This window comes from uncultured Marinobacter sp., assembly GCF_947488835.1.
GTDB lineage: Bacteria > Pseudomonadota > Gammaproteobacteria > Pseudomonadales > Oleiphilaceae > Marinobacter.
On sequence record NZ_CANLBK010000001.1, the window covers coordinates 1,151,348 to 1,175,976 of the forward strand.

A 24,629-nucleotide genomic window follows, 5' to 3' on the forward strand; every position below is an offset into this window, starting at 1 on the left:
AACTCCAACTGTATAGAATTGTGTAAATATAACTTAGCGGACCAATACATCAAACTATTTCAGTTTCTTGAAAACCAAAATATATAAAAATATAAAAAATATAAAATAACAACTAGCGTGCGCTATTGCGACGCCCTGCAACCCATAAATCGGAGTAAATAGAACTGTTAAAAGATAAAATCCAGAATGAAAAAACACTTGCGTCAGAAGAAACAACTTGGTCATTGCCTTTGCAAGCATTAGGAAAGAAAGTATCCAGCTAGCTATCTTTAATATATCACCTATGATCTGCCAAGCGAACAGCACTTCCATTTCTTGAAATTCAATACTAAAAAGAACTTTAGTAACCAAACCTCGTGAGACATAGAGAATCACGCCAAAAAATGCGGTAATAGGAAGAATCAACTTATAGCCTTGGATTATTTCTTGTCTAATGTCAGCAGAATTTTGTAGTTCCGACAGCCTCGGCAAATAATAGATGCCCAAAGTCGTTGTCACGAGCATCAAGTACGCGCCGCTAAGTCGCCACATTGCTTCCCAGTAGCCAGCGGCGTCCCAGCTAAGTGTTTCCCCCAAATGATTGCGAATCAGCGTATGGCTAAACGGGGCCAAGATAGCAGAAAATATGGCCATCGCGGCGTATTTTGACAGATCCTTAGCCGCACTTTTATCTATACCACCAACAAGATAAACAAACTTGAACCAAGGTGCTTTATACGTCATAAGTAGAGTAACGAAGAACGTTAACGATTGATAAATTGCCAATGCCACCAGCGCACCGTACAGTCCAAATTGAATAGCCATAAAGCTTGTCACCGCCAGTGCAAGCAGGCTACCAGCGATATTGGCTATGACATAGCGCTGGATTTCTTTCTTCCCGTTGAGTATCGCCAGCAATAAGGTATTGAACACAAACAGAACAAGGGTAGCGGCAAACCAGATAAACACACTGCCCAGCGTTTCATCTTTTAAAGCCCATCCTGCTAGCGATCGATTAAATGCGACCACTAACGCGGCTGAACTCAACGAACCGATTAGCGCGATAGTACCTGCGGTGTGCCAGACAGCGTGCTGGCGCACTTCATCATCGAAGTGCTCCGCTGTGTATTTGGTAACGCCGGTATTAATGGCACCACTGGCAAATGTAGTGATCATCTGTACGACGTTCTGAAACTGCCCGAGAGCAGCGTACCCAGACGGGCCAACATAAATCGCGAGGATCTTATTCAGTCCCAGCAACGTTAGCATTTTGATGATCACAGCGATGCCGTTGAGCAGGCTAGTTTTTATTAGTGTCATCTATTTATATAACCGCGAACTTATTGCATGCCTGGATGACCTGTTGCACTTGCGCTTTGTTCATCACTGAACTAATCGGCAGACTAAGCACCTGCTGATGAATAGATTCTGTCAGCGCATATGTCTGCTGATTCAGGCCTTGATATGCCTGTTGCTTGTGTGGAGGTATCGGGTAGTGAATCAGCGTCTGGACCCCGAACTTTTGTAAATGCTTTTGAAGGTTTTCTCTTTGAGTCGTACGAACGACATAGAGATGAAACACATGGTCTTGAATGTCATCTAGCGTTGATTGCGCAACAATTGGTTGTGCTAGTGTCGGGTTTTTAATGCCCTTCGCATAGGCAAGCGCCACAGCTTGCCTCTTTCGGGTGTCGGAATCGAGTTGCTTTAGCTTCACCCGCAGTAACGATGCCTGCAATTCGTCCAGGCGACTGTTTACGCCTTGGTACAGATTTTCATATTTTTTATGCCCCCCGTAATTGCCCAGTGCCCGGATAGTTTTCGCCAGCTCGTCGTCATTAGTAGTCACGGCACCCGCATCACCCAGTGCTCCTAGGTTCTTACCAGGGTAGAAACTAAATCCAGAAGCATCGCCCCAATTGCCGGCTCTTTTGCCATTTATGGCGGCGCCATGAGCTTGGGCCGAATCCTCCAGCACCAACAAATTGTGAGTTTTAGCCAGTGTCATAATTCCTGGCATAGGCGCTAACTGGCCATATAGGTGCACGGCGAGGATGGCGCGGGTGTTCCGGCTAATAGCGGTTTCGGCTTTTGCTGGGCATAAGTTGTAGGTAAGTTCATCCGGCTCGACCAGAACGGGCTTTAACCGGTTTTCAGTAATTGCCAGTATGCTGGCAATGTAGGTATTAGCTGGCACTATAACTTCATCACCCTCCTTGAGTTTGCCCATTTCTTTCCAGGCTCTAAGGGTAAGGGTCAGCGCGTCCAAGCCATTGGCTACGCCTATGCAATGTTTGCTGCCACAGTAGTCGGCGAACTCTTCTTCAAAGGCTTTTACTTCATTGCCCTGAATGTACCAGCCGGAGTCAATAACTCTGGTGGCGGCGGCTACGAGTTCGTCTCGGTATTGGGCGTTGATTGCTTGCAGATCTAGAAACGGAATCATTAATTTATGTACCTAATTACTTTCGCCGGATTTCCAGCTACAACAGCATTAGCCGGGACACTTTTGGTAACAACCGCGCCAGCCCCAACCACAGCGAATTCATTAATTGTGATTCCCGGTAGTAACGTAGCATTTGCACCAATGCTTGCATTGCGCTTGATGAAAACACCAGAGAATTGTTCGGGATACTCTTTTGATCGAGGATACGGGTCATTTGTAAGGGTTGCATTTGGGCCAATAAATACATCATCTTCTATACGGGTACCGTCCCACAATTGAACACCTGACTTTACAGTTACCCTGTCACCGACAATGACATCGCCTTCAACCAGAGTATGAGCACATATATTGCAGTCAAGTCCAATTTTCGCGCCTTGAAGAATGACCACAAACTGCCAAATTTTAGTACCCTCCCCAATGGTACATTCGGCGACATCCGCAAGCGGGTGGACAAAGCTCATTGGTTCACCTGCTGTCGGAAGTCTTCATGGTCGCGAATGTAATCAGCTTCATCATAGTGTTCACTCGCTAGCACCAGCAGCACACAGTCTTCGCTAAAGTCATGCATTTCCCGCCATACCATGTTTTCGATTAGAAGGCCTTTGGTCGGTGAGTCAAGCCATGTTTCTTCGCGACTTGTGCCATCATCCAATACCATCCTGCATTTTCCAGCTACGCAGATTGCAATCTGCTTAAGCTGCTTATGAGCATGGTAGCCGCGACTCCCGCCCTGCTCGGTATTGTAGATGTAATATACGCGCTTGATATCGAACGGCACCGCTTTGTTCTGGCCCATTTCCACAGCAACCATGCTACCTCTCTCATCCCCAAGGCTTGGAAATTCGACCCATTTAAAGAGGCTCATTTGATTGCATCCTTTATTAAATCTGCCAAGTATTCGCCGTAACCATTTTTCTTAAGTTGGTCGGCCTGCACTTGCATTTGTGCGGCGGTTAACCAATTCTGACTAAACGCGATTTCTTCCAAGCAGGCGATTTTGTATCCTTGCCTCTTTTCAATCGTTTCCACGAACTGCGCTGCTTCCAATAAACTCTCATGCGTCCCGGTGTCCAGCCAGGCGAAACCCCTCCCTAACAATACTACGTTGAGATTGTCTTGTTCCAAATAGGCGCGGTTTACGCAGGTGATTTCCAGTTCGCCACGGTGGCTAGGTTGTACCTGCTTGGCGATATCGACCACGCTGTTGTCGTAGAAGTAGAGGCCAGTGACAGCATAATGGGACCTGGGTTTAGCGGGCTTTTCTTCTATGGAGATGGCTTGGTGGTTTTCGTCAAACTCTACTACTCCAAAACGCTCAGGGTCTCTTACCTGGTAGCCAAACACTGTAGCGCCTTTACCGTTGTTTGCATTTTCAGCCGCTTGTCTAAGCTTGGGGGTAAAGCCCTGTCCGTAGAATATATTGTCGCCGAGGACTAGGCATACACTATCTCTGCCGATGAAATCTTCGCCGATGATGAAGGCTTGAGCCAGACCATCTGGACTTGGCTGCACGGCGTAGTTCAGGCTGACACCAAATTGTTCACCTGTCCCCAGTGCACGCTTAAATCCTGCCTGATCTTCCGGGGTGGTGATGATGAGAATGTCCCGGATACCGGCTAGCATGAGTACAGATAGTGGATAATAGATCATGGGCTTGTCGTACACTGGCAGGAGTTGTTTGGAGGTGCCGAGTGTTATGGGGTAGAGGCGGGTGCCGGAGCCGCCAGCAAGGATAATGCCTTTCATTCTGCTGCTCCTAGGCGTTCGCGCTGATAGCTGCCGTCTTGTACTCGGTGACACCAGCCGAGGTTGTCGAGGTACCACTCTACCGTTTTACGGATGCCGGTTTCGAAGGTTTCTTCTGGTGTCCAGCCGAGTTCCTTTTCGATTTTGGTGGCGTCTATGGCGTAACGCCTGTCGTGGCCGGGGCGGTCAGTGACTGTGGTGATAAGGTCATGGTAGCTGCTGTCCTGCGGGCGCAACTCGTGAAGTATGTCGCAAAGGGTGTGTACTACTTCTATGTTCTGCTTTTCGTTGTGGCCACCAATGTTGTAGGTTTCGCCTACTTGGCCTTCGATGACCACTTTGTAGAGTGCGCGGGCATGGTCTTCTACGTAGAGCCAGTCGCGGATTTGGTCGCCTTTGCCGTATACGGGTAGTGGTTTGCCTTCCAGGGCGTTCAAGATCATCAATGGGACGAGCTTTTCGGGGAAATGGTAAGGGCCGTAGTTGTTGCTGCAATTGGTGACCAGTACCGGCAGGCCGTAGGTGCGGTGCCAGGCTCGCACTAGATGGTCTGAGCTGGCTTTGCTGGCGCTGTAGGGGGAGCTGGGGGCGTAGGGGGTCTCCTCGGTGAATAGAGGTAAAGTTCCCCCCATCTCCCCTGCCCCCTCTCCCGCGGGGGGAGAGGGGGAGCTGGCCCCATCTCCCAGATTATCACCTGGGTGTGGGAGATCGCCGTAGACTTCGTCGGTGCTTATGTGGTGGAAGCGGAAGTTAGCTTTCTTTTCACCTTCCAGAGTCTGCCAGTATTGGCGGGTGGCTTCCAGGAGGGTGTAGGTGCCGACGATGTTGGTTTCTATGAATTCTGCAGGGCCGTCGATGGAGCGGTCAACGTGGCTTTCGGCAGCCAGATGCATGATGGCATCTGGCCGATGTTGAGCCAGTACGCGGTCGACTTCGGCTCGGTTGCAGATGTCGACTTGCTCGAAATTGTAGCGTTCGCTGTTGCTCACTTCGGCCAGGCTTTCGAGGTTGCCTGCGTAGGTGAGTTTGTCGAGGTTGATCACTTCATCGTTGGTGTTTCGAATGATGTGGCGAATAACTGCGGAGCCTATGAAGCCGGCTCCGCCGGTTACTAAGAGTTTCATATTTCTGCTCTATCTGAATTTTGTTCTTTGCCGGAGCGGACAAAGGCTATTACAAATACAGTAAAGATGCCCAGCATGCCGCCGAGCATGGTCGCGACCACGCATATCAAAGCGCGCTTGGGTTCGCTTTTTTCCTGTGGCACCACCGCCGGATCTATGGTTTTGAACACGTATTCGCTTTGGGCGTTTGCCAGCATCACGGTGCGAGTTTCACTTTCAATCAATTGATAGAACACCTGCTGCATTCCAGCAATATTTGTTTCGCGTAGTTTGTTTTCGAGGTACGCAATACGAGCTTCGGCTTCAGCCACGTCTTGCTCGCGCATGTGTTCGTTAATATCGTGCACCAACTTTGTAGCCCAGTCTTTCGCGGCAGGTGGCGCGAGGTTTTTCACGCTCAGGGAGATCATGCCGCTGTCTTTATTCTCAGACAGACTTAGGTGTGACTCCTTAAACTTTTTAACCATGTCCCAGTCTGTGGGTTTCTGGCTTTCTCCATTTTTATCGTTGAGCCATTGATGGGTTTCCGGGTTATATTTCTCCAGATCAATAATCCATTTTTCGTTTTTCTCATCCCAGCCCTCTGCCGCCATCAGCGGCACCGCCAAGTTGTGTCGGTGAATAAAGTCTGTGAGAAAAGCGCGGGACTGCAACACTTCTTTTGCTATTAGGGTGGGATTTGCTCCACCTCCACCTCCAAGACTGATGCCTGCCAGGCTGGCGAGGCCGCCGAGCTGGCCGCTTAGGCCTCTAGCGCCTCCTTCATCCTGTGCCGGAGCCAGTAGCACACTAGCTTGATAAATATTGGGCTTGCCCAGGGCATAAGCGACACCTCCAGCTGCGAAGACCACCGTAAACAAAAGAATGATCCACTTGCCACGCCACAAGGTGACAAAGAGTTCCCTCAAGTCAATTTCGTCGTCCGGGTAGTGTGATTGTTCGGCCACTTGATACACCACAGGCTGATTCATCACAAATTCCCCACTGCTGCCGCACCAAGCGCCATCTGGTAAACAATCTGGCTTACGTTGGTCCAGAGTTCCAGCTGGTTCAGGCGATCTACATCGATGGGCATTATCACGGTATCGCCTGGCTGCAACTGTTGGCTTCGACCGCCAAACCATGAACTTTTCTCGGGCAACATTACGGAACCATTGGCCTTGACTACGTAAACACGGCTTGCGTCCGCTTGGCGGGTTGGGCCGCCGGAACGTTCGAGGTAGTCGTCTACGGTCAGGCTTGGTTCATGCAAGTGGCTTGTGGGAAATTGCACTTCGCCAAAGACTGACACCGATTGGGGGATGGTCGGTATGGTCAGCGCATCGCCGTCTTGCAGGCGAATAGATTGATAAACTTCATCATTGAGTACAGAGGCCAGATCAATAACCATGCGGCCAACCGAACGGCTGTTTTGAACGTCGTCCAGCAGGCTCTCCACTTGCCTTACCCGTTCTGTATTCTGACCACTGAAGCTATCGCCTTCCAGCTGAACTCCCAGCAGGTCCCCCTGCAGCCGTTCTTCGGCTTCTCTCAGGCGCCGGGCTTCCAGTTGCCGGAGCTTCTCACGGGTGAATACAGCGCCTTCCGGAAAGGCGTTGCCCGTCAGCCCGCCCGCTCGGTTCAGAACCTCCTTCAAGGTTTCTCCATCCCGAAAGGTGTACTGCCCGGGATAACGAACTTCACCACTGAGCGTAACGGTTCTGTTCTGGGCGAACTGCGGGATGGACTTGATCAAGATAGTATCGCGGCTGCGAAGCTTGAGAATGCTTTTGCCAGCCATGGCTTCAGCCAGATCCAAGTTGATGATTCGAGTTTGGCCTATGCCGTTTTCATCGGTGGTATAACGGGCTACCTCTGCCTGCTGCAGGGAGGCCGCGTCTTTCAGGCCGCCAGCTACAAAGATTGCATCCGCTACGCTGCGGGTGGCTGGTAGTGGATATTCACCAGGGTAGCGTACCGGGCCACTGATGCGGATGGTTTGTTGGGGCGCACTGGGCGCGGCCTGGGCTTTTAGGCGCTGGAGTACAGGGGCGAACAGGTTTTCACGGGTGTAGTTTTCGCCGTTTTCGCTGTTTTCGCTGTTTTCGCTGTTTTCACTGCCTTCGACCTTCCCCGCATCCGAGAACACTAGAACTGTATCTTTTTCTTCCAGTTGCACATCGTATTCACTGCCCGGCCGGGTAATAGCCTCGCGTAAGCGCAGGTTCAGTACCGATACCGCGTCGGTGTTTGGATTAGTGCGTACAATGGCGGCATAGCGTTTGTCGGCTGCTGGCACCAAGTCGGCGTCCAGATCCCTAATAATCGAACTCACTCGCATGCCAGGCATCCAGGCGAATTTGCCTGCGCGGGTCGCGGCACCGCGGAGTTCTACATATTGGCCGGTGATGTCGGAAATCGAAGGAATGGTGATGGTATCCCCCGCCTGTACCCGAGCATTACGGCCCTGCGGTTGGGTGTAATCTGCTTCCGCAATCACCCGCAAGTAATCACTATTGGTTCGGATAATGTTGACGCGCTGGGGGTATGCTTGCGGGGTAAGACCACCTGCTATCTGCACCAGTTCTGCCAGCCGGGTTTCATTTTTCAACTCGTACAGCGCCGGGCGGTACACTTCACCACCAATGCCCACACGCTTGCCCACCGGTGGAATAAAGATCACGTCGCCAGGCTGTAGGCGGTTGTCGGCGCGGCTGTCGCCTTTGAGCAGTAGATCGTAGAGGTCTAGGGTGCCCACCAGCTTGCCGTTGCGCTTGTGCTGAATGTTACGCAAAGAACCGGTGGCTTGAATACCGCCAGACACAAACAAGGCGTTGGTAAGGGTAGACAGGGAGCTAACCGTGTAGGAACCAGGGTTACGGGCTTCACCAAGCACAAACACTCGCACGCTGCGCAGTTCGCCCAAGGAGACACTGGCCTGCACACCTATGTATTGCTCCGTTACCTTGTTGCGGATTTGTTCCCGGGCTTCGTTGAAGCTGAGGCCCGCCACGCTCAGAGGGCCTGAGTTTGGGAAGCTGACGCTGCCATCGCGGCTCACCGGTAGTTCCAGATTGCGGTTTTCCTTGCCCCAGAGCTGAACCTTCAGCACATCGCCCGGGCCCAAGGTGTATTCAGATGGCACAGGGATTTCAGTCACCGGTGCGAAGGTGGTGGGACTGCCTGCGAAGAGATCGTAGCCGTAGGGTTTCAGGCCGCCGTTTTTTTTAGCCTCTTCAGTTTCAGCCTGCTTTTCTGGTTTGCTTCCGGCTTCGTCCGCTTGCTGACTGCGAATAGGATCAATTACCTGCACCGGTTGGGGCCGCTGGTTCGTGCTTTGCCCAATGCCCCCCAAGGCAGACAAATCGACTCCATATTGGCTGGCTAAGGCTTCTTGCTGGGCCTTGGGTAGAGATTTGAACTGCTCGATCTGTGCCGGCGTAATAGACTGCGCTTGAGCTGCTATGGGGAGCAGAAGCGTTAAGGAAAGCAGGAGATTCTTTAGATTCACGGTTTTAGGGTCCGGTTTATTGCTTAAATTGTTTGGGTCTGGGGCGGCTTTGGGCGGGAGCTAGAACCGGTAGCGCCAGCTGGCACCGACTGACCACTGGCCAGATTGGTTTTCTGCCGCGTTCACAAGCTCAAGTTTTTTATCGGCATACTGGGCACTCACATCCAGCCAGCCGCTTAACGCTTGGGTACCGTAACCGATTTTGGCGATAACTTGTTCCGCGTTCTCGGCAGGTACCATTAATTTGATTCGCTCATCGACAACAGGCGTTCTGCTTGCGCCGTCTTTATTGAACTCTACAACGCTCACGCTGGCTGTGAGGTTTCTGCCATCATCGAAAAAGTGGAAGCCACCCAATGTAATGGCCTCTGCATCGCCACTGAAGCTGGCACCCATGGTGCGACCGTAGTAGCGGTAGCCGCTGTGATAACGGGAATGGTCGTAGGTAATGTTGGGCATGGCATCACCGAGGAAATCGTCAGCTAGAGTGTTAGCGTACTCAACAAACCACTGTTGCTCGCCGCTGAAAAGCTGGCTTGTCCAGTCGGTACCCAGTAGCCAGGATTTCCGCGCCGGGAATGCGCCGGCTTCGTCTTCTCCCATCATTTGGGCGTACAGGCCCATTGACTGCTTACCAATTGCGAACCCATAGCGCGCGTCTATGCTTGCAAGCTGGTTGCCCGGGTCGTCTTCTTCGAGCTGGCCGTTATCTCTGCCAATTAACGCATTCCATAGTGTGGAACCGTTTTCAGGCCTGCCTTGCCCGCCGAGCATAATCGCCCTTGAAAAACCGAGCTCTAACCCATCCAAAGGGCGCAGGTTCAAGCGCATACCGATCAATTTGGCCTCGGGAATTGTGCGTTCGTGCTCATACTGCCCTGCAAGCAGTGTGAGCTGCCAGGGGCCAATCCAACTCAACCATTTACTTTCAGGTGCAGAGGCATCTTTACGATTCAACCATACGGAGGGCATGGGCCGGGCGTTGCTGGATAGGATTAGGCTGGATTGCCAGCCTGGACCCCACCAACGATCAATCGCGCCCGCTCCAAATACCCAGTTACCTGCAGTTGCCGCAAGGTAGGAGCCGTCAAGGCGGGCCTTGTCATTATCGTCAGGATTGTGAGCATAGGCCGGGCTCACGCCAAATGCCCAATTCTGCCCCTGCCACTGCAGGGTCAGTTTGGCCTCAGCCTCTGCCATTGGCCCGCGTTCGAACCCTTGAACCATAGCGACTTCGTTGGTGCCAGACACTTCAAACTCAGCCCGAAATCCTGGTTTAGCTTGCTGAACACGCTCAAATTCAAGATAGCTGCGGGCCAACCCGGTTTCAGAAGCAGGCTGCATGCCGGCTTCATTCAAGCCATTGCTTATGGAGCCCCACATGATGGGCCAGCTGGTTACCGGCCTGGGAAGCTGCCCCCTGTCTGCCAGTTTCTGCACGGCAAAGCGCGCCCGAGCATCTCCGGATTCTAACCAGGGTGCTGCTGTCGAAACATTGCCGATTAAGCACGCTACCGCCCCACCGACCAGGGCCCAGTGTTTTAAGGTCATAGAATAATTTGCCAGCAATGACAAAGAGAGGATCAAGAGGAAAATTTTCGCCCCCGACTGTCTCCCTATCAGTGTGTGAATGCTCCAAGTCTAAAGCGCGGCGATTTTACGCCATCATACGAGACAAACAAGTGACAAAAGGTCTGACACTAAATCTAACCGTGCTCCCTGCCCTCTTTCGCCAGCTGTTTTCTAACTGAAGCGGCGAATTCAGCCATAAAGGCAGCGAAGATACCCAGCATGCCACCTTGCAATATCGCCAAAGCGATGATAAGACTTCGCTTTGGGGCAGTGCTTTGGGCACTTTGTCGGCTGATGACAAGCACCTCAACGCCTTGGAAACTTTTGAGCTTACCTTCAAGCTTTGACTGCCGCTCTATTGCACCCGCAATCGCTTCACCCGTGCCCGGCTGCCCTCTCAAGGCTTCAACGGCGCTGTCCAAAGAGGCCACTTGGCGCTCCAGACTCTGCTGCTCTTTCTTGACCAGGGTCGCCTGATACGCTTCCACACCGGCAATCAGCGCACTGTGCGCTGCGGTGACAGCTTTGCTCGCCGATTTCGAAGCGGTGGTGGTGAACCGGATGAGGCCGGTACTGTCGGGGTTGCTGAATGAAACCTTAAATGGCAGCTCTTTATCATGCTCTGCACGGTAAGCTACTTGCACTTCCGGCAACCAACGGCTTTCCAGTGTTGCGATGGTAGTTTCTGGTGACTGAAAAAACGTTTCGCTATCTTTTTGAGCGATTTGAATAAGACTGACATGCTCGTACTCATTCGGCGCTAGTAGTGCATACGCAAAGCCTGCGAGCAAAGTAGAGACTAAAACCGCGTAAAACACCCGGCGGCGGCGAATGAAGGTTGCAACAAGGTCAACCAAGCTGACTTCATCAGAGTATTCTTGCCGCTGGTCGTCCGGAGTGCGGTGCTGTATATCGCTCATTGAGTTTCGATCCAGAGTGTGTTGCCTGAAACGGAGCAGAACGCGGCACTTAGCCCAACTACGTTTGATTTTGATAGGGCCCCACACTCTACAGGTTGCGGCGGATATTTTCCGTTACCGGGTGTTAAGGCTTCGGGGTTACAACCTTATCGTAGAAACCGGCACCCTCACCCTCTGCTGCTTCTGCATAAAGCTGATCAGCACAATAGCCCGCTCTTCGCCATCATACGCCTGAAAAACCGCATTAATACCTTCAAACGGCCCTTCGCTCAACTGAACCGCTTCTCCACACTTTAGCCCACCCTGCTGAACAACGGAGCCCAGGCTATCTTTGATGTGCTGTATCACGCCGTCCGCGATAGCGGCAGGTTTGTTAGCAAAACTCACAATTCGCAACACCCCACGGGTGGATCGCAGTTTTGCCCAGGCAGGGTCTGTTTGCTCCAGATTTATAAACAGGTAGCCGGGAAACAACGGCTCCAGTTTTTGGGTACGCTTTCCGGCTTTGATTTTCTCTACCTGTACTTTCGGGTAGAAGCAGGCAATATCCTGATTTTGCAGGTGCGCCAGTGCCCGATCGCCTTGTGCAGGCTTGTGTTGAAGTGCGTACCAAGTCATGGGCGCGGAATATACCAGCTTCCCGCCGCAATGAAATACGGGTTAAGCACATCCTCCTTGCCATACCACACAGGCTTGCCGTCTAGGGTGTTCACACAGCCTCCTGCGGCGACGAGTACTGCATGGGCTGCAGCCGTGTCCCACTCGCTAGTAGGCCCCATACGTGGGTAGAGATCTGCATGGCCTTCGGCAATCCGGCAAAACTTGAGGGAGCTGCCCGCCTGAAGTGTTTTGTGGGGGCCAAGCGCTCTTATGAAATCGCGAGTCTCATCATTCATGTGGTTTTTGCTGGCGACGACCCGAATGGTATCTGGCAACTCTGCCACTCTGATGCGATGTTCCCGGCCTGTTCGGTCACGCTTATAAGCGCCCTCACCCTTTATTCCCCAAAACGCCTCGTTTAATGCTGGGGCAGTAACAACACCCATTACCGGTTTTCCATCTTCAATCAGGGCGATATTCACGGTGAATTCCCCGGTACGCTGGGTGAACTCTTTGGTGCCATCAATGGGGTCGACCAGCCAGAAGCGCCGCCACTGCTTGCGCTCCTCCCAAGGAGCCTGGGCACCCTCTTCCGAGAGAACAGGAATGTCCTGACTGATGTTACGCAAGCCCTTTACGATGATTTCATGGCTGGCCACATCCGCGGCGGTGATGGGCGATTCGTCTTCCTTATAGCTCACTTTGAAATCAGACTGATATATGTGGAGCACTCTCGTGCTGGCCTCATCAGCCACCCTGATCACTTCCGGGAGTATTGAGCTGTATTCCATAGCCGGCATCCTGCTTCGCTAATAATCATGCGGTATGGGCGAATAGTATCAAATATTGGCCGCCGGCCGTATCCGGGCTTTTCTGTACGCGCGCTTTCAGGCAATCTGAGGCACCCCGACATGCTTGAAGAGGTAGAGATTTGAGGTTAACCGCGCTCTTTTTTGGCTTTATCTTGCTGTTTACTGCTGTGGGCGCGGCCCAGGCACAACCCTTCACGCTCCCGGGCATTCCCGGGTTCTCGGGGCAGCCAGATAAAGAAGAAGCCTCAGCTGAAGAACTTGAAGCCTCTATTGAGGTAGCCATTCAGGCTCTGGAAGACGACGAGAGCCGAAAGGCACTGGTGGAACAACTCAAAGTCATCCAGCAGGGATTGCAGGCCGAATCTTCGCAAGCGGGGAGTAGAACCTCTGGTGGGGAGGGTTTGTTAGGCGCTCTTGCTGTGTTTTTTGATGATGCAACCAACGCTGACAGCACAGCAGAAACTCCGCTCTCCATCTGGAAAACACACTTTCGTAATGCCTACAGCGCAGCAAAAAAACTACTGACCGGTGCTTCTTACCGCGTTCTAGCAGAAATCACCGCCGGCCTCATCGCATGGATGGCCGCGCTGTGGGGCCTGTCACGCCTGGTTAGCATGTTTTTCTCGTGGCGCGAATGGCCGCTCCAAATGCCAAGGCATCCCAGGCCCTGGATGCTGATCGCCCATTTTTTAAGGCGCATCTTACCCTGGCTACTCACCTTTACCGCGCTGCTGGCTGGACTGCCCACATTCGGCATGTCGGATGACGCCCAAACCACCATACTTATTCTGGCCTATGCAGGCTTGAGTGCCCGCGGGCTGACCTCACTTTTCGATGTGATGATTTCCATTTTTTCCAGTGGCCACCGCCTTGCAGCCGTTATGATTCTACGCCGACGAATGCTTTTACCGCTGTTTATCATCGGCGTGCTGTTTGCCCTGGAAGATGCGTTAAGTACAACCGAGCTGACCGACCAACTCGGGAGAGAGCTCGCCAGTGCACTGGCGCTGGTATTCAGCGTTATTGCCGCACTGCTCAGCTTCTTCCTGATTGTTCGAAACCGCAGGCCGGTCACCCATCTGATTCGAAACCGACCGTACAAACAACGTAAAGACCAAGGCGTAGGGCGTGAAGTCACTGCTCTGCTCGCCAGGCTTTGGCACATACCTATGCTGGTAGCCATCAGCGCCTCGGTAGTCGCGGTGTTTGTGAATGGCGGGGAGGCGGATGCTGCCTTGGGCAAAGCCATGATCTGCGCCTTGCTACTGGCACTGACGCTTGCTCTGCAAGGACTGATCGGTATTCAAGAAAACCGACCCAAGCACCAAGCCCTGAGTACCTTTAGCCGCAGACTGGTGCGTTTTGGCTACAACCTGATTCAGGCGGCTGCCTGGCTGTTATTCTTCGAGCTAATCCTGCAGATCTGGGGGCTGTCTTTGTTCAGTCTTGGGGGTAAACCATCGGTGAGCACGGGCGTGGCTGGGAGCTTGCTGGGCGTGACCTTTATTCTGCTTGCGGCAAAGCTGACCTGGATTTTCGTAGACGAGCTACTCGAAAGAGCCATGCGCGGAGGCGACCGCAACAAACGCATCAACCCGGCCAGAGCCCAGACCATCCTCCCTATTGCCCGGAATACCCTGCTGATCACCATTCTGGTCATCACTACCTTGGTGAGCCTCTCCACTCTGGGCGTTGATGTAACCCCCCTGCTCGCCGGTGCCGGTATCATCGGCCTTGCCGTCGGCTTTGGTGCACAAACACTGGTTCAGGATTTGATTACCGGCCTGTTTATTGTGGTTGAGGATTCCATGTCAGTTGGGGATTTTGTGCAGATCAACGGCTTCATGGGAACGGTAGAGGGATTCAACTTGCGCACCGTGCGCCTGCGAGACCTTGAAGGGGTTGTGCACCACATTACCTTCAGCAAAATCAGCTCCATTCACAACATGTCACGGCAGTTTGGAATCGCGCTGCTCAAAATCCGCATCCCCAGGGAACTGCCTATTGATGATGCAATTCTACTGATGACAGAAACCGCTGAGGAACTTCGCACACTGCCGGATATGCGCTGGCTGATTTGGTCGCCTCTTGAGATGCAGGGGATTCATTCTTTTGAGGAAGGTTGTCCGGTGCTAAGGATGCGAATGCGGACCAAGCCGGAGTACCAGTGGGATGTTTCACGGGCGTTTAATCTGCTGCTGAAGCGCAAGATGGAAGAGCGGTATATTGATGTTGCTGCGCCTAGGATTAGTGTGCAGATGGAGGGGGAAGGGCTCGAGGTCACCGGTGACAGAGGGACTAGAGCCGGGTAGTGCCTCGCTCCGAATTAATGCTAGTGTTGGTAAATCAACACTAGCAGTTTCGTGACTTGGTAGAAAAAGCCTAACCGAAAAACAGCCCAAGCTGCCGCCCGCGCTTAACCTTGAGCCCTACTTAAAAGTCGGGCTGCAATCTACCACAGGGCTTTAATTATGCGTGAGCGTCCAATCTCATTGCATAAACTGACCAGCGCGAAACTTGGGCAGAGCCAAGGCTTACCGGACCAATTCCAAGAAATGGCGCTCAAATAACACTACATCCATTTGGAGTATAAGCTTCAGCCCAGCGCACAGATACACTCCTATCAATGACGCATTGCCATATTCCAGTAGCGCTGCGCTCCATTCGAAGAACGACACCAGCGATATCAGGATGGGAATTACCGCCTATGGTCACCTGAATGTGACCAGTTCCGTCAGAGTTAGCCGCTCCGACATTGCCTAGCCCATTAACAACAAGGTTTGAGGGCACATACCCCAAATCTGTATCAGTAACCGGCCCAGCGTTGCTAATCTGCACCTCAAATGCTGCCTTATAGTTCGCAAGTTCTCCAACTGCACGGTTTAGCTGGGATTTAACGACGTAACTTTGATATAGCGGAATAGCCATGGCCGCCAGAATCCCTACGATTGCCACGGCTATCATTAGTTCAATCAGAGTAAAACCTTTCGCATGCATTTTCATAAACTTCATTACCCAATGATTTTGCTTAACACATTAGATAGATGCAAAAATGCTGCCATCTAGCGCGGGGCATTTGAATCTGGAGCTCGCGGGAAGTTGCCATGAAACCAGAATCGCGGATTCATCCCGTCAGAAATTTTGTCGTGGTAAAACGCCTCATCCTCCACCATTGCCTGGTGATAACTCACGACCTGTCCAAACCAAACCAGACACAACAACAGGAGCGCCGTAACGGCAGCTGCAACCAAAGATTTGTGAAAGCCCCTCGTTTTAATAACCAAAGACTGAGACTTCTGACCGGCCGATGGTTCAATCAAAGCCCAAAAAATGATGAGCACAGGCAAACCAACCAACATAGAAGCTGGCGCAATCAAGACCGCAGAAACACCAGCATGCAGTGAAGCGGCTGCGACGGAAGCAGTAAACGGGATGACGAGATTGGAGGCAGCACCGTTAGCATAAAACAGCTTTTTCCGAGTAACTACCAAACGCTTCGATACCTGAAGAAACACCCCTACAAGCACCACCAACAATATCCAGCCATACTCGGCAGCCCACATAAGATAAATGTTATGGGGGTGCCCGAATTTAGGAGAACTCTTGTAGGCTTCCGTGAAAATCTCATGCGTTAACCACGACTGAGGCCCCATGCCAAAGGGGAAGTTCTCTTCGCTCATGCGCCAGGCTTCCTGGAAAAGCGGCATTCGCCCCGAGCTATCAACGTTAAAACTAACTTCAGTCGAAGCGTCGATAAGAAGAGATGGGATAAGAAGCGATAACAGGAGCCAAAAAGCAACTCCGAGAGCAATATGGCTCGATAGAGATTTTAACCAAGCCCGGCCATGTTTACCAAACAGTATGAGCACGCAAATTGCTCCGAAGGCGACGCTAACGGCAGTACCTCTTGCAGATGAAAGAAATAAAATCCACCACCAGAGCCCGGCACCCGTAAATATAATTAATCGCCACAGCCTATGCTTGCGTAGTGACACAGCCATCGCGGCCGCAGGCAATAACGGTAACAACCATGTCGCGACATGACTCCAGTAGCGAATATTTACAAACCCCCATGGAATATATTCTCTCAAGCGTTCAACACCATCAACTATTGCAAAGAGATAGACATTGATTGTCATCATTCCGTAGAAAAAACACACCAGCCCAATCACGATAAGGAAGGCCGTAGCGGACCGATCAATCATGAAACTATCAGCCAAAAAACGGCCAACGATCGCGACAGATAAAAAGAAAAGCGCGTAAAAACCCGGCTCAATCCATACAAACTCTGAGGCGGAAAATGGCACGCTCAGAAAGACAAACGAAAGTGAAAATAAAACGAGAGACCAGCTTTTCACCAAAAGCTCGAAAATTCTGCCCGATGAGAAATAAACCGCAGCGCCGAAAAAAGTCATCATAATGATGACACCACAGAGAAAAAATCGTTGATCAGCATACCCGCCAAGAGCTGGCGAAAATAAATCCACAAACACTGCAAACACCGGAGCAACGACGAGCAAAAAAAGAATAGTCAAATTGACAGACCTATCAAGCCTTGTCAGCGATGCTATACGTTGGAGTGAAGCCTGATCGTTTGACATATAAAACGCCTGAAGATTTTAATCTCTAGACAATTAAGGCACAAAAAAACCCTTGCGGTTAGGCAAGGGTTTTCTCGTTTATGCAATTTTTAGCTTTCGACTCTCACAAATTAAGAGTGCGGGCAAGCTGATGGAGCGTAGCTGTCCTTCCAGCCTTGAGCAGCCGTTCCGCCGCTCAAACCACAAGTCCAGATGCCGTCCGCAGAACGGCTCAACGTAGCAGTTACACCACTTACGTTCGCTCCCGCATCACCACCGAGGGTTCCAGCAACGGTCGGCTGAGATGGAGTAGTAGTAACGACAGTAATTTGAGCTTTACCAGTACCGGAAAGCATGTTGGACTCAGTCCAGCCGAGATCTTCCTCACCCGCAGCCGGGCTTGCTTTAGAAACAATAGTTCTACCTTGAAGAATAGCTGCCTCAGCTGCTGTTCTGAGTGCGTTAATCTCAGAGTAAGCACGGGTTACCTGACTGCGAGCCGTGTAGTCCTGGTACTGAGGAATAGCGATCGCCGCCAAAATACCAATGATCGCCACAACGATCATCAGTTCGATCAAGGTAAAACCTTTCTGAGCGTGATTAATTTGAATATTCTTCATATTCGACCTCTGTGTTGTCGTTTTGTTAACTCATTTTGGCCCGGGGCCGGTGGAGCTTTGCCCCGCAACCGGTTTTGGTGAGCCTACTCAACAACAAGCACCTTCCATGCCAAAAAAAGACTCCAAGCTGCGACCTCATTCGAATCAGTGGGTTGCAATTCGGCGCGCAACCATATGCTACACACCTCTCGACAACACGAAGGCCGCCCGCCGTCACTCACTGACAAAGTTTGTCACCCTCAATGAGCACTTCCTATTACCGCCACTGGGAAGACGTCTCCGATTCAGTTACACCCACACCTTTCCAAACCCACACCAGCCATCTAAACTCTCCGCAATCAGGAAATATCTTTTTCAACCACTTAGGCAGCACTCTCTAATTCGTTTATGGCTACTAACAAAAGCAACATCACCCTAACAGGACTGGCCCGGCGCTTTGTGGAAGACGGTCTTCTTGATGAAGCAACCGCCAAAGATGCCTTTGTACAGGCGTCCCAAAACCGCATTCCATTAATCACCTACCTCACCCAAAACAAACTGGCGGATAGCGCCAAGCTAGCGTTCTCAGCCGCCATGGAATTTGGAGTGTCAGTTCTTGACCTCTCATCCTTTCTCCCGGAGATGATGCCGGAAGGCGTGGTTGATGAGAAACTGGTGCGCAAACACAACGCCCTGCCTCTTTATAAACGCGGAAATCGTCTTTTTATCGCGGTATCAGACCCCACCAATATCCAGGCACTGGACGAAATCAAGTTCAATACTGGCCTGAGCACGGATGCAATCTTGGTAGATGACGCAAAGCTGCGCGATGCTATCGATAAGTATTTGGACTCCCAAGACACATCTATGGGAAATCTGGACGATGCAGATCTTGAGGGCGTGGAAACCGAAGGCGGCGAGCAGGAAGATGATGGGGCTGTATCTGCCAGCGATGTGGATGACGCCCCCATCGTCAAGTATGTGAACAAAATGTTGCTGGACGCCATCCGTGGAGGCGCATCCGATGTTCACTTTGAACCTTATGAAAAGACCTACCGCGTGCGCTATAGAACAGACGGCATTTTGAAGGAGATGTCTCGCCCATCTATCAAGTTGGCACCCAAAATTTCGGCTCGTGTGAAGATCATGGCGCAACTGGATATTTCAGAGCGACGCGTTCCCCAAGATGGCCGCATCAAGATGAAGCTTTCCAAAACCAAAGCGATCGATTTTCGGGTAAACACCCTGCCGACGCTCTGGGGCGAAAAGATTGTATTGCGAATCCTGGACCCCAGCCAGGCGAAGCTTGGCATTGATGTACTTGGGTACGAGGAAGATCAGAAGCAACTGTTTATGGATGCGCTGTCTCAGCCGCAAGGGATGATTCTGGTTACGGGGCCAACCGGTTCTGGTAAAACTGTATCGCTTTACACTGGCCTGAACATCCTCAACACGCCCGATATCAATATTTCCACGGCTGAGGATCCCGCCGAAATCAACTTGGAAGGGATCAACCAGGTAAACGTAAACACCCGAGTCGGGCTGGGCTTTGCTGAGGCACTGCGTGCATTCCTGCGGCAGGACCCCGATGTAATCATGGTGGGCGAGATCCGAGATCTTGAGACCGCCAATATTGCGATCAAAGCCGCGCAAACCGGGCACTTGGTCCTTTCTACCCTTCACACTAACAGTGCTGCAGAAACCCTCACCCGTATGATGAACATGGGCGTACCCGCATTTAACATTGCAACGTCTGTCAGTTTGATAATCGCCCAACGGCTTGGCCGACGACTTTGTAGCGCCTGTAAACAGCCTGGCGAGGTTCCTAAAGACCTACTTTTGGCCGAAGGGTTCACAGAGGAACAAATTGATACAGGCTTCACGTTGTACCACCCCAAGGGCTGTGATAAATGCAGTGGTGGTTATAAAGGCCGCGTCGGTATTTATGAGGTGGTTAAGGTTACAGAGAGGCTGGCCAGCATGATTATGGAAGAGGCCAGCTCCATTAAAATTGCAAAGCAGGCAGAGGCTGAGGGCTTCCGGAACTTGCGCCAGTCAGCACTTAGAAAAGTGATTGAGGGCGTAACGAGTCTAGAGGAAGCCAACCGCGTGACGAAGGATTAAGCATGTCAGAGAAATCGCAAAAACTGGAATCGTATGTTTGGGAAGGCAAAGACCGAAAGGGCGCCAAGTCCAAGGGCGAGATTGCTGGTTCCAGCTTGGCCTTGGTTAAGGCCCAGCTTCGCAAACAAGGCATCATTCCGGATAAAGTAAAGAAAAAACCAAAGCCCTTGTTTGGCGGCAGCAAGAAGATTACGCCATTCGACATTGCCATGCTTACTCGCCAACTTGCGACCATGATGAAGGCAGGTGTCCCCCTGGTGCAGAGCTTTGATATAGTTGCTGACGGCCTTGAAAACAAAGGTCTTCAGGAGCTCGTAATGTCTATCCGGAATGACATTTCTTCTGGAACGAGTTTTGCTGCATCTCTCCGCAGGCACCCCAAGCACTTTGATAATTTGTATTGCAACTTGGTGGACTCAGGCGAAAAAGCCGGTGCGCTGGAGGCAATGCTGGATCGTATCGCTCTTTACCTTGAGAAAACAGAATTGCTCAAGAAAAAAGTTAAGAAGGCAATGACCTACCCGATAGCAGTTGTTACAGTCGCGATTATCGTTACAGCCATTCTATTGGTTAAAGTTGTGCCTCAGTTTGAAAGCCTGTTCCAGGGTTTCGGGGCTGAACTCCCCGTATTCACACAGATGGTAGTGAGGTTATCGGAATGGATGCAGTCCTGGTGGTTTGTAGTTCTTTTGGGCATAGCGGGCACTATCTTCCTATTCAAGGAAGCCAAGACCCGGTCGCAGAAATTCTCGGATATTGTAGACAAATACGTTCTCAAGCTGCCGGTTATTGGCGAGATTCTTGATAAATCAGCGGTAGCCAAATTTGGCCGGGTTTTGTCTACCACCTTTGCCGCAGGCGTACCACTTGTGGATGCACTGGATTCGGTAGCGGGCGCGACGGGCAATGCGATTTACCGGGATGCGATTCAGCGCATTAAGGCTGATGTTTCCAGTGGTACTCAATTGCAGGCATCCATGCGGCAGCAGGATGTTTTCCCAGTAATGGCTGTCCAGCTCACGGCTATTGGCGAAGAGTCCGGTAACCTTGATGAAATGCTCGAGAAGGTTGCCGTGCATTATGAGGCCGTAGTTGATGACATGGTGGATAACCTGACTGCGCTGATGGAGCCGATGATTATGGCTGTGCTGGGTGTGTTGGTGGGTGGTTTGATTATTGCCATGTACCTGCCGATATTTCAGATGGGGCAGGTTGTGGGTTAAGGCCCGCCCCCTCTCCCCCAGCCCCTCTCCCGCTAGGGGAGAGGGGAGTTAAAACAACACACTAGAGTTTTGAATGGCTACCTTGGATATTTTTCTCTCAACCCCCTGGCTCCTTTACCTAACCGTCATCTTCATCTCCCTCTGCATCGGCAGCTTCCTGAACGTGGTCATCCTGCGCCTGCCAAAAATGATGCACCAGGAATGGCGCTGCCAGTGCGAGGCATTTCTTGAGGTTCCAGAAGGCGAGCGCAAGCAGGAAGAGCCGGTAACGCTCTCCCGCCCTGCCTCCACCTGCCCTTCCTGCGGGCACAGGATTCGTGCCTGGGAGAACATCCCCGTTGTCAGCTACCTGCTTCTTGGCGGCAAGTGTAGTGGGTGTAAGACGCACATTTCGGCCCGTTACCCGATTATCGAGGCGGTTACGGCGTTGTTTTCGGTGATCACTGTAGTGATCGGTGGCCCTTCGGAATCAACCTTGTTGGCGCTCCTGCTGGTTTGGGCGCTGATTGCTCTTACCGTGATCGATTTCGACACCCAGCTATTGCCAGACAGCATTACCCTGCCCTTGATGTGGCTCGGGTTGATGTTGAGTTATTTCGGGTATCTGGGCGATTTTAACAGCGCGTTTCTTGGGGCAGCTGTTGGTTATCTTTCTTTGTGGTCTGTGTACTGGTTGTTCAAGTTAGCAACCGGCAAGGAAGGCATGGGCCACGGGGACTTCAAGTTGCTTGCAGCTCTGGGTGCCTGGCTGGGCTGGGAGTTGCTTCCGGTGGTGATTTTGCTGTCGTCGGCTGTGGGTGCGGTTGTTGGTGTCAGTTTGATGGTCTTTAAAAAGCATGGCCGGGAAGTGCCAATTCCGTTCGGGCCTTACCTTGCAGCGGCGGGATTGCTGTGTTTGTGGTTTGGCATTGAGATTCAGGAAATCTGGTATCGGTTGCTGGGAGTTTAATGGGTTTGGCAGGTCGCATGGTCGTTTTAGGGTTAACGGGCGGTATCGGCTCCGGTAAATCCACTGTTGCACGGCAGTTTGGAAACCTGGGCGTTCATTGGGTGGACGCGGATGACGTAGCCCGTGAAGTCGTTGAGCCGGGCACCCCCGCGCTCGCCGCAATCGCCGATCACTTTGGTGCAGATATCCTTTTGGGTGACGGGGCTCTGGACCGAGCCAAGCTGCGGCAGATAGTGTTTGAACAACCGGACGAGCGCATCTGGCTCGAAAGCTTGCTGCACCCGATTATTCGTGAAGAGCTGACTCGCCAGCTACACCCGCAAAATTATGCGTTACCCTATGTTCTTCTGGTCTCGCCTTTGCTTCTGGAAACGGACCAACACCAGCTGGTAAAGCAGATACTGGTGGTGGATGTACCAGTGGAGGTTCAAATAGAGCGCACTATGGGCCGCGACACGAACTCCCGGGAGCAGGTAGAGCGAATTATTGCCGCTCAAATACCACGTGAACAGCGGCTTGCCCGTGCAGATGCAGTGATTGATAATAACCAATCTTTAAACACTGTTGCAGCTGAGGTTCGGGCATTACATGAATCGTTCATGGTGGACTTTGGTTGAATGCCGCGGCCTCGCATTTGCTTGGCTAATTGCCGCCCATACCCTTCTGATCAGCACAAACGCCAGCGGTATGGAGCCGGAGTTTGAAGCTCAAGAGCTGCCTATTCCAGACACGCTATCGCTAGAAGCTCTCCCCCTGTCTTTTTACACTTTCAGCTCAGATGAGCATTGGGCTGAGCCACAGGACTCTTACTGGCTGAATTTCAGCAACTTCATTTTGCGCCAGGAACGTATTCAGAGCCCTAAAGTTCACGCTTTCGGGCAGTGGGCAGATCGCACTCTTTCTGGCGAAACCCATAGGCTGCCAATGAACGACAGCTACTTGCGAATCGGCATCGCCACAGAGTCTGAATACGGCAATGTGTTTCAGTTCGAACCAGAAGCCCGGTTTCGTCTGGACATACCCACCACAAAACGCAAGCTGCGCCTGGTTATTGAAAGTGAAAGCGACGAGCTGGTTCCCTTGGGGGAGCGTCAGCGCGACCGGCAACTCACTGAAACGAGTCGCACGAAAGGTACAGGCACAGGTGCCTTGCGATATTTGTCGCAGATCGGCGATTCGATCAACCTGTCTAACGATGTGGGTGTGCGCCTTCACCTGCCACCGGATGCTTTCTGGCGCGCAACGGCTGACAAGCAGTGGGACGCGGGCGACCACTGGGGGTTAAGGGCCCAGCAACAATTTTACTACTATCATCAGGATGGCTGGGGCGCGCGCTCGTCACTGGGCGCCAGCAGGGATTTGGGGCGAGGCTGGCAGTTCTGGTCATCCTCAGAGCTTGAGTGGGTCCACAGCGACCGTAAGTTTGTGATGGGGCAAATATTCAGTACCACCAAGCGGCTCAATAGCCGTTCACTGCTAACCCCCAGAGTGGGCGTACTTGGTGAGAGCCAGCCGAATTGGCGCACCACCTCAGCCTTTGCAGACCTCACCTGGCGCTACCGGCTTCACAGCGACTGGCTATTTGCAGACCTTATACCGGCTCTTACCTTTCCGCGAGACAAAGGCTTTAAAGATCAAGGCTCCATTCTTTTTCGGGTAGAAATGTACTTTTCCGGTGCCATCAATCCAAACTTCATGAACTAGGCCCTATGCCCAGACACCACGCTACACCCGCCCAAGATGCACTGGCGCTCACTCCTATTGCGGTCACTCGCTCCTGCTTCAAAGACAAGTTCGGTGTGCCGCGCCAACCGGGGCTTACCCGGTACGCCCGCGCCGATCTTATTATACAGGCACCCTATGATCGCGAAGATGCCTTCCGGGGCCTCGAAACCGCCAGCCATCTTTGGCTGATATTTCAGTTTCACGAAGCTGTGCGCGCGGAGTGGCGCCCCGTGGTTCGGCCACCTCGCTTGGGCGGCAACCGAAAGATGGGTGTATTCGCAAGCCGCTCCCCTTTTCGGCCCAATAGCTTAGGGCTTTCGGTAGTACGCAACGAGGGGCTGGTGCGCAAGGATGGTCAGTTGGCGCTACAGATAAGCGACCACGATCTTATTGAAGGCACGCCAATTCTGGACATCAAACCTTACCTGCCCTTTGCGGATGCGATTCCCGAGGCCGGCCTGGGTTGGGCTGAAACGGCCCCCACCGAGCGACTGGAGGTTGTATTTCTGCCAGAAGCTGAAGCGCAACTGACTGAGCTGTCGCCAGAGCAGTACCCGGATCTGAAGCTTCTGATTACCGATGTGGTTAGTTACGATCCGCGCCCGTCGTTTCGTCGGGGCCGTGATGAAGCGCGTATTTATGGCGCGCACCTCTATGATCTCAACGTTCGATTCCGATTTGTGAATGCGGATTCATGGAAACGTGTCGAAGTGCTGACGGTCTGTTAAACTTCGGCAGTT

General features: G+C 52.1%; 22 protein-coding genes. 7 read left to right on the top strand and 15 right to left on the bottom strand.

Features of this window, described 5'->3' with window-relative positions; translation table 11 throughout:
- Positions 1-54: 54 nt before the first annotated feature.
- From Q0824_RS05325 to cysQ, 12 genes are all read right to left on the bottom strand, one after another.
- Positions 55-1,299 (bottom strand): O-antigen translocase, encoded by a 1,245-nt coding sequence (locus Q0824_RS05325; protein WP_298448166.1) that lies wholly within the window; start codon positions 1,297-1,299, stop codon positions 55-57.
- Between the two features lie 4 nt (positions 1,300-1,303).
- Positions 1,304-2,425, bottom strand: coding sequence for a DegT/DnrJ/EryC1/StrS family aminotransferase (locus tag Q0824_RS05330; RefSeq protein WP_298448168.1), 1,122 nt, complete (start codon positions 2,423-2,425; stop codon positions 1,304-1,306).
- Entirely contained in the window at positions 2,425-2,886 is a 462-nt protein-coding gene (locus Q0824_RS05335; protein ID WP_298448170.1) for an acyltransferase, read from the bottom strand. The genes Q0824_RS05330 and Q0824_RS05335 overlap by 1 nt, the downstream gene beginning before the upstream one ends.
- Positions 2,883-3,290, bottom strand: coding sequence for an FdtA/QdtA family cupin domain-containing protein (locus Q0824_RS05340; RefSeq protein ID WP_298448172.1), 408 nt, complete (start codon positions 3,288-3,290; stop codon positions 2,883-2,885). Before Q0824_RS05340 ends, Q0824_RS05335 begins: the two co-directional genes overlap by 4 nt.
- Positions 3,287-4,171 carry a glucose-1-phosphate thymidylyltransferase RfbA gene (gene rfbA, locus Q0824_RS05345; RefSeq protein WP_298448174.1) on the bottom strand — a complete coding sequence of 295 codons (885 nt, stop codon included), beginning with the start codon at positions 4,169-4,171 and terminating at the stop codon, positions 3,287-3,289. Before rfbA ends, Q0824_RS05340 begins: the two co-directional genes overlap by 4 nt.
- Positions 4,168-5,295: a dTDP-glucose 4,6-dehydratase gene (locus tag Q0824_RS05350; RefSeq protein ID WP_298448176.1), complete on the bottom strand. Its 1,128-nt coding sequence runs from the start codon at positions 5,293-5,295 to the stop codon at positions 4,168-4,170. The genes rfbA and Q0824_RS05350 overlap by 4 nt, the downstream gene beginning before the upstream one ends.
- Complete coding sequence (locus Q0824_RS05355; RefSeq protein ID WP_298448178.1) at positions 5,292-6,266, bottom strand: Wzz/FepE/Etk N-terminal domain-containing protein; 975 nt, start codon at positions 6,264-6,266, stop codon at positions 5,292-5,294. The genes Q0824_RS05350 and Q0824_RS05355 overlap by 4 nt, the downstream gene beginning before the upstream one ends.
- The gene (locus Q0824_RS05360) at positions 6,266-8,785 is read right to left on the bottom strand and encodes an SLBB domain-containing protein (RefSeq protein ID WP_298448179.1); all 2,520 of its coding nucleotides are present in this window, start codon (positions 8,783-8,785) and stop codon (positions 6,266-6,268) included. The genes Q0824_RS05355 and Q0824_RS05360 overlap by 1 nt, the downstream gene beginning before the upstream one ends.
- A 60-nt stretch (positions 8,786-8,845) precedes the next feature.
- The gene (locus Q0824_RS05365) at positions 8,846-10,336 is read right to left on the bottom strand and encodes a capsule assembly Wzi family protein (RefSeq protein ID WP_298448181.1); all 1,491 of its coding nucleotides are present in this window, start codon (positions 10,334-10,336) and stop codon (positions 8,846-8,848) included.
- 155 nt (positions 10,337-10,491) lie between these two features.
- Positions 10,492-11,277: a Wzz/FepE/Etk N-terminal domain-containing protein gene (locus Q0824_RS05370; protein WP_298448183.1), complete on the bottom strand. Its 786-nt coding sequence runs from the start codon at positions 11,275-11,277 to the stop codon at positions 10,492-10,494.
- Positions 11,278-11,415: 138 nt separating this feature from the next.
- The gene (rfaH, locus tag Q0824_RS05375) at positions 11,416-11,895 is read right to left on the bottom strand and encodes a transcription/translation regulatory transformer protein RfaH (RefSeq protein ID WP_298448185.1); all 480 of its coding nucleotides are present in this window, start codon (positions 11,893-11,895) and stop codon (positions 11,416-11,418) included.
- Positions 11,892-12,668 (bottom strand): 3'(2'),5'-bisphosphate nucleotidase CysQ, encoded by a 777-nt coding sequence (cysQ, locus tag Q0824_RS05380; RefSeq protein WP_298448187.1) that lies wholly within the window; start codon positions 12,666-12,668, stop codon positions 11,892-11,894. The genes rfaH and cysQ overlap by 4 nt, the downstream gene beginning before the upstream one ends.
- Before the next feature lie 140 nt (positions 12,669-12,808).
- Here cysQ and Q0824_RS05385 point away from each other — a divergent pair, with 140 nt between their 5' ends.
- A complete protein-coding gene (locus Q0824_RS05385) occupies positions 12,809-15,001 on the top strand; it encodes a mechanosensitive ion channel domain-containing protein (protein WP_298448189.1) in 2,193 nt (730 codons plus the stop codon).
- 250 nt (positions 15,002-15,251) lie between these two features.
- Here Q0824_RS05385 and Q0824_RS05390 read toward each other — a convergent pair whose 3' ends face one another.
- The 3 genes from Q0824_RS05390 to Q0824_RS05400 form a co-directional block, all read right to left on the bottom strand.
- Positions 15,252-15,701, bottom strand: a complete 450-nt coding sequence (locus Q0824_RS05390; RefSeq protein WP_298448191.1) for a pilin — start codon at positions 15,699-15,701, stop codon at positions 15,252-15,254.
- Between the two features lie 50 nt (positions 15,702-15,751).
- The gene (locus Q0824_RS05395) at positions 15,752-17,290 is read right to left on the bottom strand and encodes an O-antigen ligase family protein (protein WP_298448193.1); all 1,539 of its coding nucleotides are present in this window, start codon (positions 17,288-17,290) and stop codon (positions 15,752-15,754) included.
- Between the two features lie 110 nt (positions 17,291-17,400).
- Positions 17,401-17,889 carry a pilin gene (locus Q0824_RS05400; RefSeq protein WP_298448195.1) on the bottom strand — a complete coding sequence of 163 codons (489 nt, stop codon included), beginning with the start codon at positions 17,887-17,889 and terminating at the stop codon, positions 17,401-17,403.
- A 387-nt stretch (positions 17,890-18,276) separates the two neighbouring features.
- Between Q0824_RS05400 and pilB the strand changes: the two genes are divergently transcribed.
- From pilB to tsaA, 6 genes are all read left to right on the top strand, one after another.
- Positions 18,277-19,992, top strand: a complete 1,716-nt coding sequence (pilB, locus tag Q0824_RS05405) for a type IV-A pilus assembly ATPase PilB (RefSeq protein ID WP_298448197.1) — start codon at positions 18,277-18,279, stop codon at positions 19,990-19,992.
- Positions 19,993-19,994: 2 nt separating this feature from the next.
- Complete coding sequence (locus Q0824_RS05410) at positions 19,995-21,215, top strand: type II secretion system F family protein (protein WP_298448199.1); 1,221 nt, start codon at positions 19,995-19,997, stop codon at positions 21,213-21,215.
- Positions 21,216-21,288: 73 nt separating this feature from the next.
- Positions 21,289-22,164 (top strand): A24 family peptidase, encoded by an 876-nt coding sequence (locus tag Q0824_RS05415; RefSeq protein ID WP_298448200.1) that lies wholly within the window; start codon positions 21,289-21,291, stop codon positions 22,162-22,164.
- A gap of 17 nt (positions 22,165-22,181) precedes the next feature.
- Complete coding sequence (gene coaE, locus Q0824_RS05420) at positions 22,182-22,781, top strand: dephospho-CoA kinase (protein ID WP_298449529.1); 600 nt, start codon at positions 22,182-22,184, stop codon at positions 22,779-22,781.
- On the top strand, positions 22,753-23,868 hold the full coding sequence (locus Q0824_RS05425) for a hypothetical protein (RefSeq protein WP_298448201.1): 1,116 nt from the start codon (positions 22,753-22,755) through the stop codon (positions 23,866-23,868). The genes coaE and Q0824_RS05425 overlap by 29 nt, the downstream gene beginning before the upstream one ends.
- A 5-nt stretch (positions 23,869-23,873) precedes the next feature.
- Positions 23,874-24,617 carry a tRNA (N6-threonylcarbamoyladenosine(37)-N6)-methyltransferase TrmO gene (gene tsaA / locus Q0824_RS05430; RefSeq protein ID WP_298448202.1) on the top strand — a complete coding sequence of 248 codons (744 nt, stop codon included), beginning with the start codon at positions 23,874-23,876 and terminating at the stop codon, positions 24,615-24,617.
- Positions 24,618-24,629 lie beyond the last annotated feature (12 nt).